General features: G+C 67.9%; 1 protein-coding gene. It reads left to right on the top strand.

Annotated features, from left to right (window positions below):
* Window positions 1–8: 8 nt before the first annotated feature.
* Entirely contained in the window at window positions 9–13,901 is a 13,893-nt protein-coding gene (locus tag AB0L57_RS32250) for an amino acid adenylation domain-containing protein (protein WP_364970510.1), read from the top strand.
* Window positions 13,902–13,981 lie beyond the last annotated feature (80 nt).

Below are 13,981 nucleotides of genomic sequence, written 5' to 3' on the forward strand. Positions count from 1 at the left end.
CGGGTGAACTGGAGTATCGGGGTCGTACCGATTTCCAGGTGAAGATTCGTGGTTTCCGTATCGAGTTGGGTGAGATCGAGGCGGCGTTGTTGGCGTTGCCGGAGATCGCGCAGGTGGCGGTGTTGGCGAAGTCGGATCCGCGGACCGGGGACCGACTGGTGGCGTATCTGGTTCCGGCCGGAACCCCGATCGACGCCGGTCATGTGCGCGCGCAGCTGAGCGTGGCGTTGCCGTCGTACATGGTGCCGTCGGCCTTCGTCGAGTTGGATGCGTTGCCGCTCAATGTCAACGGCAAGCTGGATCGGCGTGCGCTGCCGGAGCCGGAGTTCGAGACCGCGGTGTTCCGTGCGCCCTCGACGCCGATCGAGGAAGCGGTCGCGACCGTCTACGGCGAGGTGCTGAGCATCGAGCGGGTCGGCGCGGACGACGATTTCTTCGGCCTCGGCGGTAACTCGCTGCTGGCCACCCAGGTCGCGGCCCGTCTCGGTGCGCTGCTGGACACCAAGGTCGCGGTGCGGACGTTGTTCGAGGCGTCCACCGTGGCCGGCCTGGCGGCCGCGCTGGCGCAGCACGCCGGCGGCGGTGGCCGACCGGCGCTCGTCCCGCAACCACGTCCGGAACGGGTGGCGCTGTCACTGGCGCAGACCCGGATGTGGTTCCTCAACCAGTTCGACACCACCTCCGCGGTGGACAATGTTCCCGCCGCGATCCGGCTGTCCGGCGATCTGGACGTCGCCGCGTTGGCGGCCGCTGTCGCCGATCTCGTTGCGCGACACGAGATTCTGCGCACCATTTATCCCGAGACGGCCGACGGGCCGGTGCAGCAGGTGCTGTCGCCGACGCAGGTGCCGACCCGGTTGGACGTGGTGCCGACCACTGCGGACGAGGTGATGTCCACGGTCGCCGAGATGGTGACGACCGGATTCGACGTGACCACCGAGATTCCGTTCCGGATCCGCCTGCTGCAAGTGGACGCGACCGAATTCGTGCTCGTCTTCGTCGCGCAGCACATCGCGGCCGACGGCTGGTCGCTGGGTCCGCTGACCCGGGATCTGATGCTCGCCTACGCCGCTCGCGCCGCGGGGGAGGATCCGTCGTGGGCGCCACTTCCGGTGCAGTACGCCGATTTCAGCATCTGGCAGCGCGATCTACTCGGCTCCGAGGACGATCCGGATAGTTTGCTGCGCGCCCAGGCGGACTACTGGCGTTCAGCGCTGGCCGGACTACCGGATGAGCTGAATCTGCCCGCGGACCGGGCACGGCCGACCGCCCAGTCGTTCCGGGGCGGCCGGGTCACATTCGACGTCGACGCGGCGCTGCATCGGCAGTTGCGGCAGTTGGCCCGCGAGCACAACGCCACGATGTTCATGGTCGTCCACAGTGCGCTCGCCGTACTGCTGGCCCGGTTGTCGGGCACTGACGACATCGCGATCGGCACCCCGATCGCGGGTCGCGGCGAGGCCGAGGTCGACGACCTGATCGGTATGTTCGTCAACACCCTGGTGCTGCGCACGCAGGTGACGGGCGGCGAGACCTTCGGTGAACTGCTCGCCCGCGCCAAGGACGCCGATCTGCAGGCATTCGCCCACGCCGATATCCCGTTCGAGCGCCTGGTCGAGTTGATCGCCCCCGAACGCTCGACGGCTCGCCACCCGCTGTTCCAGGTGGCGCTGTCGTTCGCGAACCTGCCCGAGGGCAATTTCGAACTCCCCGGACTGCAGGTGTCGGGGCTGGAATTCGATGTCGACACCGAGAAGTTCGACCTGTCGCTGACGGTGCGCGAAGCCGCCGACGGCGAGGGCATGCAGGCCGAGTTCTCCTATGCGCGCGATCTCTTCGACGAGGACACGATCTCCGATTTCGCGCAGCGGCTCACCCGCCTGCTGACGGCGATCGCGACCGAGCCCGCGACTCCGGTCGGTGATCTGGCGTTGCTGGACGACGCGGAGTACGAGCTGCTCACCCACGTCCACGGCGACGAGGTGATGGCGACCGGCCTGTTGCCGGATCTGATGAGTCATGGTGTGCGCCTGGGCCGCGAGCGAATCGCGGTGCGGTACAACGGCCGATCCATCACCTACGGCGAACTCGACGAGCAGTCCTCGCGCCTGGCGCGGGTCCTGATCGATCGGGGTGTCGGACCGGAGAAGCTGGTCGCGGTGTCGTTCGGCCGCTCGTACGAGATGGTGCTGGCAGTGCTGGCGGTGACCAAGGCCGGTGGTGCGCACGTACCGGTCGATCCCAACTACCCCGAGGATCGGATGCGGCACATGCTCACCGATTCCGGTGCGGTACTGGGTATTACGAGCTCGGCGCATATCGATGCCCTGCCCGGGGATGTGGACTGGCTGCTGCTCGACGACGAGTCGACGGCACAGCTGTGCGCCGCGCAGGCGCCCGCGCCGGTGACCGACGCCGATCGGATTCTGCCGCTGCGGATGTCGCATCCGGCCTACGTGATCTACACCTCCGGTTCCACCGGTCTGCCCAAGGGCGTCACCGTCACCCACGCGGGTCTCGGCGGCCTCGCCGATGTGGCCACCGGGCTGTACGAACTGGAGCCGCAGCATCGGTTCCTGCAGATCTGCTCGCCGAGCTTCGACCCGTCGGTGCTCGAGTGGGTGTGTGCGCTGTACACCGGCGCCACCCTGGTGATCGTGCCCGCCGAAATCATCGGTGGGCCGGATCTGGCTCAGTTGCTGCGTACCGAGCAGGTCACCCACACCATCATCACGCCCGCGGTGCTGGGCACGATGGATCCGGCCGACCAGCGGCAACTGCTGGTGGCGTCGGTCGGTGGCGATGTGACCACGCCGGAGCTGCTGGCCAAGTGGCAGCCGGGGCGCAAGTACTTCAACGCCTACGGCCCGACCGAGACCACGATCATCTCCTCCTACGCTCGCCTGTTGCCGGGCCGGCACATCACCATCGGCACGCCGGTACACGGCATGTCGGCGCTGGTGCTGGACGCACGCATGAACCCGGTGCCCCCGGGTGTGGCCGGTGAGTTGTATCTGGCCGGTGGCGCACTCGCTCGCGGCTATCAGCGCCGGTCCGGGCTGACCGCGGACCGTTTCGTCCCCAACCCATGGGGTGCGCCGGGTGCGCGGATGTATCGCACCGGTGACGTGGTGCGCTGGTTCGCGGAGCCGGGGCAGGGCGGCGACAACGCCGGCGCCACCGTGCGGTGGGAGCTGGATTACGTCGGCCGCAGCGACTTCCAGGTCAAGGTTCGCGGTTTCCGTATCGAACTCGGTGAGATCGACGCGGTGCTGGGCAGCCATCCGGATGTCGAATTCGCGACCACCCTCGGCCGCGAAACCGATGCGGGCGCGACGATTCTGGTCTCCTACGTGCTGGGCACGCCGGGCAGTGCGCCGGATCCGGCGCAGCTGACCGAGTATGTGGCAGCGAGCCTGCCGCCGCACATGGTCCCGGCGGCGGTCGTGGTGCTGGACGAGATTCCGCTGACCCCGGTCGGCAAACTCGACCGCAGGGCACTGCCGGAACCGCAGCTCGCGACACGGGAGTTCCGGGCGCCGTCCACCGAGGTCGAGGCGATCATCGCGGCGGTGTTCGCCGAGGTGCTCGGTGCCGGACAGGTGGGCCTGGACGATTCGTTCTTCGGCCTCGGCGGTGATTCGATCCTGTCGATCCAGCTCGTGTCGCGTGCCAAGGCACGCGGCGTGGTCTTCACCCCGCGCGATGTCTTCGAGCGCCGCACCGTCGCCGCGCTCGCCGAGATCGCCACGCGCGGTGAGCAATCGGATGTACCGAAGCTCGCGGAGCTGCCCGGTGGCGGGGTCGGCGAGATCCCGCTCACTCCGATCATGGCCTCGATCCTGGACGGTGGCGCGTCCTACCGCCGGTTCTCGCAGTCGGTGGCTCTGCGTATGCCCGACGGGATCGACCGGGACACCCTGGTCGGCACCATCGGCGCGGTGATCGACCACCACGATGTGCTGCGCACCCGGTTGCGTTCCGACGAATCTGTCACTGCCGGTTGGACTTTCGAGGCGCTGGAAGCCGGTTCGATCAATGCCGGAGCGCTCGTCGACCGGATCGACGTACCGACCGGAACCGATGCCGCCGCGCTGACCGCGCTGGCGAGCCGCGAGGCCGACGCGGCGCTGGATCGCCTCGATCCGGCCGCCGCGGTGATGCTGCAGTTCGTCTGGTTCGCTTTCGGCGCCGAGGACCGGGCCGCCGGTCGCCGCGATGTGTTGCTGATCGTGGCGCATCACTTCGTCATCGATGGTGTGTCCTGGCGCATTCTGGTGCCGGATCTCGCTACCGCGTGGTCGCAGTCGGCCGCCGGGCAGCCGGTGGCGCTCCCGGCCAACGGCACCTCCCTGCGACGCTGGGCGAACGCGCTGGTCGACGCGGCGCACCGCCCGGAGCGGGTGGCGGAACTGTCGTTCTGGCAACAGGTCTGCGCGACGCCCGATCCGGACCTCGGTTCCCGGACGTTCGATCCGGCCCTGGACACCGTCGCAACGCTGGAGCAGGTCGAGGTGACCCTGTCCGCCGAGGCGACCGATGCCGTGCTCACCACGGCCCCGGCCCGGTACCACGGTGGTGTGAACGACGGTCTGCTGTCGGCGCTGGCCATGGCGGTAACGCGTTGGCGCGGTGCGGCCCTGGATCAGGTGCTGGTGCACCTCGAGGGCCATGGCCGCGAGGAAGAGGTGGCCCCCGGCGCCGATCTGTCCCGCACGATCGGCTGGTTCACCAGTGCCGGTCCGGTACGGCTCGATCTCGCCGGCGCCGATCTCGTCGAGGCGTTCGAGGGCGGAAAAGCCCTGGGCGACATCGTGAAATCGGTCAAGGAGCAGATGCTGGCCGTGCCCGACAAGGGCATCGGCTACGGTCTGCTGCGGTACCTGAACCCGGAGACCGCCGCACAACTCGGCGGCAGCGCCCAGATCAGCTTCAACTATCTGGGCCGGGTCGCGTCCGGCACGACCGCGGAAACCGGTGATCTCGCCGCCCAGCTGCGTGAGCTGGACTGGGCGCCGGTCGACGATCTCGGCCGGCTCGAAGCCGCCGGTGACGCGGATATGCCCGCCCCGGGCGTGATCTCGATCAACGCGATCGTCTCCGACGGACCGGACGGACCGCAGCTGGGCGCATCCATCGCGTACCCGTCGGGTCTGCTGAGCCGCGAACGGGCGCTGGAATTCGCCGAGCTGTGGACCTCGGCGCTGACTGCCCTGGCCACGCACGCGCAGCGTCCGCAGGCCGGTGGACTCACTCCGTCGGATCTGCCGCTGGTGCAGGTCGGCCAGTCCGAGATCGAGATCTGGGAGCGCGAGTATCCGTCGCTGTCGGATGTGTGGTCGCTGTCGCCGTTGCAGTCCGGCCTGCTGTTCCACGCTCAGCTGACCCAGTCGACCGTGGACGTCTACACCATGCAGGCAACGGTCGAGCTGACCGGAGAACTGGACGAACCGCGCCTGCGTGCCGCCGCCCAAGCGATCCTCGACCGCTATCCGAACCTGCGGACGGCCTTCGTCACCGATGCCGGTGGCCGTGCCGTCCAGGTGGTCCTCGACCGGGTGGAGGTGCCGTGGCAGTCGGTGGATCTCACCGATATGGCACCGGCGCAACGGATTCCGGAGTTCGAGCGGCGTAGCGTCGCCGATCGGGAACGCCATTTCGATCTGACGGTGCCGCCGCTGATGCGGTTCACGCTCTACCGGACCGATGACGCCGTGTGGCAGCTGGTCATCACCACCCATCACATCCTGCTCGACGGCTGGTCCATGCCACTGCTGATGCGGGATCTGCTGGTGCTGTACGCGGTTCGCGCCGATCTGTCCGCGCTCCCGCGGATTCCGTCCTACCGCAACTTCCTGGTCTGGCTGGCCGGGCGCGATCGTGCGGAATCCCTGCGGACCTGGACGCGCGCGCTGTCGGGCGTCTCCGAGCCGACTCAGCTCGTCACCCAGCCGAAGCGCAGTGCGGACGAACAGGACGAGATCGGCAAGCTGGTCGTCGATATCGATGCCGAGCGCACCGCGCACATCGTCGCGCGGGCGGCCGAGCTGGGTGTCACCGTGAACACCCTGATGCAGGCCGCATGGGGCATCCTGCTGGGCCGGTTGACCGGACGGTCGGATGTCGTATTCGGCACCACCGTCTCCGGACGGCCCGCGGAGTTGGCGAGTATCGAGTCGATGGTGGGTCTGTTCATCAACACGCTCCCGGTGCGGGTGCGGGCGGACGACCGGATCGGCATCGCCGATTTCCTGACCACGCTGCAAGGTGAGCAGGCCGACCTACTCGACCACCACTACCTGGGTCTCGCCGAGATTCAGCGATCCGCCGGCGCGGGTGCGCTCTTCGATACGCTGTTGATCTTCGAGTCCTATCCGATCGACGAGGATTCGATCGCCGCGGCGAGCGCTCTCGACGGAATGTCGGTGACCGGTGTGCGGGTCGACGACAACACCCACTACTCGATGACTGTGCTGGTCACGGTGGAGTCGACGATCAACATCGCACTCAAGTACCAGGTCGGCAGCTTCTTCACCGCCCAGGTGCGGACCCTCGCCGATCGGTTGGTCGGGGTGCTCGAATCGCTGGTCGGCGATCCCGTCATGCCGGTGGGTGAGGTCGACATCCTGCTCGACGCGGCCGAACGTGATCGAATCGTGCTGGAGTGGAACGACACTCGTCAGCCGGTCGCACCGCAGCTGCTGCTCGACGGCTATCGAGCCGCCGTGACGGCACATCCGGACCGGATCGCGGTCTCCTACGAGGGTGCGGAGCTCACCTATCGGGAGTTCGACGAGCGGGTGAATCTACTTGCCCGACGGCTGATCTGGGAGGGCGTGGGGCCGGAATCGCTGGTCGGTCTGGCGATGCGTCGCTCGCTCGATCTGGTGGTGTCGATGTACGCGATCGTGACCGCCGGCGGTGCGTACGTTCCGCTGGATCCCGATCATCCGGCCGAGCGCATCGCGCACGTGCTCGAGACCGCGCAGCCGGTGTGTGTGCTGACGCGGACCGTGGATGCGGTGCCGGTGCCCGTCGATGTCGAGGTGATGAACCTCGACACGGTGGATCTGGACGGTTTCGAGGTCACGGCGGTGCGCGCGGACGAGCTGCTCGCACCCGTGCATCCGCAGAACCCGGCCTACGTGCTGTTCACCTCGGGTTCGACGGGTCGCCCGAAGGGTGTCTCGGTCTCGCACGCGGCGATCCACAACCAGATCACCGTCATGCTGTCGGCATACCCGATGTCCGCCGACGATGTGTATCTGCAGAAGACGCCGACCACGTTCGACGTCTCGCTGTGGGGTTACTTCATGCCGCTTCGGGTCGGCGCGAAACTGGTGGTCGCGACCCCGGACGGACATCGGGATCCGCTGTACCTGGCGGAAACCATTGCCGCACAGGAGGTGACCTTCACCGACTTCGTCCCGTCGATGCTGACGGTGCTCGCCGCGCACACGCCGGCCGGTGCCATGCCGAGCCTGCGGACGGTGTTCGCGGCCGGTGAGGCACTACCGCCGGAGACGGTCGCGGCGGTGCGCGCGATCACCGACGCCGAGGTGCACAATCTGTACGGTCCGACCGAGGCCGCGATCACCGTGGCACACTGGACCGCTACCGGTGCCGAGACCTCGAGCGTGCCGATCGGCCGGCCCGAGGACAATTCGCAGCTGTACGTGCTGGATTCGCGGTTGCGGCCGGTCCCCGCCGGTGTGGTCGGCGAACTGTATCTGGCCGGTGATCAGCTTGCACGCGGTTACGTCCGCCGTCCGGATCTGACCTCGGATCGGTTCGTGGCCAACCCGTTCGGTACCGGCGAGCGCATGTATCGCACCGGCGACCTGGTGGTCTGGCGCGAGGTCGCCGGCGCCGAGGGCACCACCGGTGTGCTCGAGTACATCGGCCGGGCCGACTTCCAGGTGAAGTTCCGCGGTCAGCGCATCGAGCTGGGTGAGATCGAGTCGGTGCTGCTCGCGCAGCCGTCGGTCAGCCAGGCCGTCGCTCTGGTGGTCGATTCCGAACTCGGTGATCAGCTGGTGGTCTACGCGGTTCCGGTTCCCGGCGCGTCACTCGATCAGTCGACCCTGCTGGAGGTTTCGGCCCACCGCCTGCCCTCCTACATGGTCCCGTCCCAGATCATCGAGCTGGCGGCCTTCCCGCTCAACCCGAGCGGCAAACTGGATCGCAAGGCGCTGCCGAAGCCGACCTTCACACGACAGGAATTCCGGGCGCCGTCCACCCCGATCGAGGAGATCGTGGCGGGTATCTTCGCCGAGGTCCTCGGTGTCGAGCGGATCGGCGCGGACGACGACTTCTTCGCGCTCGGTGGTAACTCGCTCATCGCGACGCAGGTCATCGCTCGCGCGGGTGCTGCGATGGATATCCGGGTGCCGGTGCGGGTGCTGTTCGAGCGGTCGACGGTCGCGGCCTTCGCGGCGGCTGTCGAATCGCAGACCCGTGACGCCGATGCACCGGCGCTCGGCAGTATCGCCCGGCCCGAACGGATTCCGCTGTCGCTCGCACAGCAGCGGATGTGGTTCCTGAACCAGTTCGACCAGGATTCCTCGGCCTACAACGTGCCGGTGGCGCTGCGACTGACCGGTGTGCTCGATCTCCCGGCGCTGCGCGCGGCGATCGGTGACGTGGTCGCTCGCCACGAGGTGCTGCGAACGATCTACCCCGAGACCGACGGTGGTCCGGTGCAGGTTGTGCTTCCGGTCGGCCAGGCGGTTCCGGAACTGGAGTTCCGCACGGTCGCCGCGACAGCGGTCGAGGCCGCGGTGCTCGAGGTGCTGTCGACATCGTTCGACGTGACCCGTGCGGTGCCGCTGCGGGTCGCGGTGTTCGAGATCACCGATGCGCAGCGTCCGCGTGACACCGATCCGGGCGACACCACTGCCGCGACCGAGTACGTGCTCGCGATGACCGTGCACCACATCTCCGGTGACGGTTCGTCGATGGCACCGCTGACTCGCGACATCATGACCGCCTACGCTGCCCGTGCCGCGGGTGAAGCGCCCGACTGGGCGCCGCTGACGGTGCAGTACGCGGACTACAGCGTGTGGCAGCGGACGGTGCTCGGCAGCGAGGACGATCCGGATTCGCCGGCTGCCAAGCAGATCGAGTACTGGAAGACCACCCTCGCGGACCTGCCCGATCAGCTGGATCTGCCCGCGGACCGGCCTCGGCCCGCGACCCAGTCCTTCGCCGGTGACAAGGTACCGGTCGAGATCGATGCCGATCTGCATCGAGCGCTGTCGGAACTGGCGCGTGGTTCGAATGCGACGCTGTTCATGGTCGTGCACACGGCGTTCGCGGTCCTGCTGGCTCGGCTTTCGGGCACCGACGACATCGCGATCGGTACGCCGATGGCGGGTCGAGGTGCACGCGAGCTCGACGATCTGATCGGCATGTTCGTCAACACCCTCGTGTTCCGGACACAGGTGGATGCCGATGAACCGTTCGAGGGGCTGCTGTCGCGGCAGCGGGAGTCCGATCTGCAGGCCTTCGCCCACGCGGACGTTCCGTTCGAACGGCTGGTCGAGGTGTTGAACCCGGTTCGCTCGACCGCGAATCACCCGCTGTTCCAGGTCGGTCTGTCGTTCCAGAACCTGGCGCGAACCAGTCTGGAACTGCCCGGCCTGAGCTTGTCGGGGCTGGACTTCGACACCCAGCTCTCGCAGTTCGATCTGCATCTGGTCGTATCCGACGGCTACGACGAAGCGGGCGCCCCCGCGGGCATCAGTGGTGCTGTCACCTATGCCACCAGCTTGTTCGACGCCGCTACCGTCGAGGGTTTCGCGGATCGTTTCGTGCGGCTGCTGCGCGAGATCGTCGCGAGTCCATCGACCGCGGTCGGCGATCTGGAGCTGCTGCGTTCGGGTGAGCGTTCGGCGCTGCTCACCGAGTGGAACGCCACCGAGCACGAGGTGGATGGTTCCCTGACGCTCGTCTCGCTGCTGGACGAGGCCGTATCGGAGGCACCGGACGCGGTGGCACTGGTCGGCCCCGACGGTGTGGGCCTGACCTACGAGGACCTCGATCAGCGGGTGAATCGTCTTGCCCGGCACCTGATCTCGATCGGTGTGGGGCCGGAGGCGCGTGTTGCGCTGGCGATGCGGCGATCGGTGGATCTGGTGGTCGCGATGTACGCGGTGTCCACCGCCGGCGGCGCGTACGTGCCGGTGGATCCGGATCAGCCCGCGGAGCGGACCGGCCATGTCCTGGAGACGGCCGAGCCCGTGTGTGTGCTGACCGACGCCGATGCGGCGTTCACCACCGATGTCGCACCGGTGATCCGGATCGACGAGCTCGTGCTCGGCACCGACGCCTCGCCGGTCGAGGATGCCGAGCGGGTCGCGCCACTGCGTCCGCAGAACACGGCGTATGTCATCTTCACCTCGGGTTCGACCGGGCGTCCGAAGGGCGTGGCGGTGTCACACGGGGCGATCGTCAACCAGTTGTTGTGGAAGACGGCGGAATTCGGTCTCGGTGTCGATGACGCGGTGCTGCTGAAGACGGCGGCGACCTTCGACCTGTCGGTCTGGGAGTTCTGGACCGCCGCCGCGTGTGGTGGCCGGTTGGTCATCGCCACCGCGGAGGGCAACCAGGATCCGGAGTACCTGAACACGCTGATGCGGAGTGCGGGTGTGACCACCTTGCACGTGGTTCCGTCCATGCTGGATGCGTTGCTGACCGAATCCGGTGGGACACTGCCGGATTCCCTGCGGCGAGTGCTGGCGATCGGTGAGGCGCTGCCCGCTGCGACGGCGCAGCGCTTCCGCGGCGGGAATTCGGCGGGCCTGTTCAACCTCTACGGTCCGACCGAGGCCGCGGTATCGATCACCAGCCATGAGGTCACCGATGCCGACACCGCGTCGGTGTCCATCGGCGCACCCGAGTGGAACAGCCGGGTGTACGTGCTCGATGCCCGGTTGCGGCCGGTGCCCGCCGGGGTTCCGGGTGAGCTGTATCTGGCCGGCGCCCAGCTGGCTCGCGGCTACTTCGGCCGCCCGGATCTGACCGCGGATCGGTTCGTGGCCGACCCGTTCACCTCCGGCGCCCGCATGTACCGCACCGGTGACCTGGTCGCGTGGACCGGCGACGGTGAGCTGGATTACCGGGGCCGCACCGACTTCCAGGTCAAGATCCGTGGTTTCCGGATCGAGCTGGGCGAGATCGAGGCCGCGTTGCTGGCGCTGCCGCAGATCGCGCAGGCCGCGGTGGTGGCGAAGTCCGACGCCCACCTCGGCGATCGCTTGGTCGGCTACGTGGTGGGAACGTCGGATGCCGCCGATGTCGACGTCGATCGAGTGAAGGCCGAGCTGGGTTCGGCCCTGCCGTCCTACATGGTGCCGGTCGCCTTCGTGGTCCTCGACGCCCTGCCGCTCAACGTCAACGGCAAGCTCGATCGAAAAGCGTTGCCGGAGCCGCAGTTCGAGAGCACGGTCTACCGTGCCGCGTCGACCCCGATCGAGCAGACGCTGGTGGAGGTTTTCACCGACGTGCTCGGGCTGGATCGGACCGGCGGCACCATCGGTGTGGACGACGACTTCTTCTCGGTGGGTGGTAACAGCATCCTGTCGATCCAGCTGGTGTCGCGGTCGAAGGCCCGTGGTGTGTCGTTCAAGGCGCGTGACGTCTTCGAGCACCCCACGATCGCCGGACTGGCCGCGGTCGCGACCGCGGGCACCGGACCGGAACTCGAATTGCCGGACGGTCCACTGGTCGAGGTCGATCCGGAGGAGCGCGGTCGCTGGGAGCGGGAGTATCCGAGCTTGACCGAGGTGTGGCCCTTGTCGCCGCTGCAGTCCGGTCTGCTGTTCCACGCGATGATGACCCAGTCCACCGTCGATGTGTACGGCCAGCAGGCGATCATCGCGTTCGAGGGCTCACTCCAGGTCGAACGACTGCGCGCGGCCGCACAGGCCATGCTCGATCGCTATGACAACCTGCGGGTCGCCTTCACCGCCGATGCCGACGGCCGGCCGGTGCAGCTGGTGCTGGACGAGGTGACCGTCCCGTGGCGGGATGTGGACCTGACCGGTCTGCCGGCCGAGGAGGGTGAAGCAGCGCTGCGGGATCGGCTCGCGGAGGACCGCGGCACCCGATTCGACATGGCGACCGCGCCGCTGTTGCGGTTCACGCTGTACCGGACCGGTGATGCGGACGAGCGGCATTGGCAGTTGGCGATCACGGCGCATCACATCGTCTTCGACGGCTGGTCGATGCCACTGCTGATGCGCGATCTGCTGGTGCTGTACGCCACCAGCGGTGACGGATCGGCGTTGCCGGAAGTCAACTCGTACCGGGATTTCCTGGCCTGGTTGTCGACCCGCGACATGGACGATTCACTGCGGGCCTGGCAGGAGGCCATGTCCGGGGTCACCGAACCCACCCAGCTGGCCTCCCAGTCGCTGTCGGTGGAGACCTACGGCTCCGACAAGCTGTCGACCGAACTCGACACCGCCCTCACACAGCGTCTGAACAAGTTCTGCGCGGATCTGGGTATCACGGTGAACACGCTCATCCAGGCGTCGTGGGGGCTGTTGCTCGGTCGTTTGACGAACCGCGAGGATGTGGTGTTCGGCGCCACGGTCTCGGGTCGCCCGCCGGAGCTGCCGGGTGTCGAATCCATGGTCGGCCTGTTCATCAACACGCTGCCGGTCCGGGTGCACCTCGACGACCGGAACACGGTGTCGCAGATGCTGACGACGCTGCAGCGGGAGCAGGCGACGCTGCTGGAGCACCACTATGTCGGGCTCACCGATATTCAGCGCGTGAGCGGCCCGGCCGTGGCCTTCGACTCGCTGGTGGTCTTCGAGTCCTATCCGGTGGACAGCGAATCGATCGAGGCAGTCACCTCGATCGACGGTATGTCGGTGACCGGCGTCGACTTCGTCGGCGCCACGCACTACCCGATGACCCTCTGGGTCACCGCGAACGCGACCATCGGACTGAACCTGGAGTATCTGACCAGCCGCTTCTCCGCGGAGGATGTGCGGATGCTGGCCGATCGCCTGGTTCGGGTGCTCACGGCGCTGCTGGACGATTCCGAGCGTCCGGTGGGCGCGATCGGCATCCTCGATCAGGCCGAGCAGGACCGCATCCTCGCGGAATCGCAGGTCGGTGCCGCTGCGGCTGCCGAGCCCGCTCGGGTCGGCACCCGCACGGTGGCCAATGTCCTCGGCAAGGTGGTCGAGGATGATCCGCAGGCGCCGGCACTGCTGTCCGGCGATGCGGAAATCGCCTACCACGAGGTCGATTCGAGGTCCTCGAAGCTGGCCCGGGTGCTGATCGGACGCGGTGTGGGACCGGGCGACATCGTGGCGGTGGCACTACCGCACTCGGTGGACGCGGTGGTCGCCCTGTGGGCGATCCAGAAGGCCGGTGCGGCGGCGCTGCTGGCCGAGGGACTGTCCTTCGGTGAGATCGTCTCCGCCGGAGCCGGATTCGGTATCGCGCTGGAACCGGCGGCGAAGTCGGTGCGCTGGCTGGTGCCGACCGATCCGAAGGTGCGGGCGGAAATCGATGCGGCACAGTCGCATCCGGTGTCCTACGCCGATCGGATCCGGCCGCTGGCCGACGATCACCCGGCGTTCGTCGTCCGCACCGCCGACGGCCTGCGCACCCTGAGCCAGGATCAGGCCCTCGCCCACGCGGACACGTTGCGCGGTGAGCACGAGATCGACTACGAGTCGACCACGTACACCACCGCGTCGGCAGGTCCGGCAGCGCTGGCCGAATTCCTCGCGGTGTCGACGGCGGGTGCGCTGTCGGTCCTGCCCAGCGGCGATACCGAAAGCGATCTGGCCGACGGCGAGGTGAGCCACTGGTTCGTCGGTGCGGGCGAATCGACCGATGCCGCCGGCGACGAGATCGACGTGATCGTCGCGGAGTGAGCGAGCCGTGCCGGGCGGCAGCCGCATCTCGAACGGGGTGCGGCTGTTTCCCGGCACGGGACCGCGGGGCCGACACGCTG

Origin of the sequence: Nocardia sp. NPDC052254 (genome assembly GCF_040679495.1) — a bacterium.
In the GTDB taxonomy this organism is placed as follows: Bacteria; Actinomycetota; Actinomycetes; order Mycobacteriales; family Mycobacteriaceae; genus Nocardia.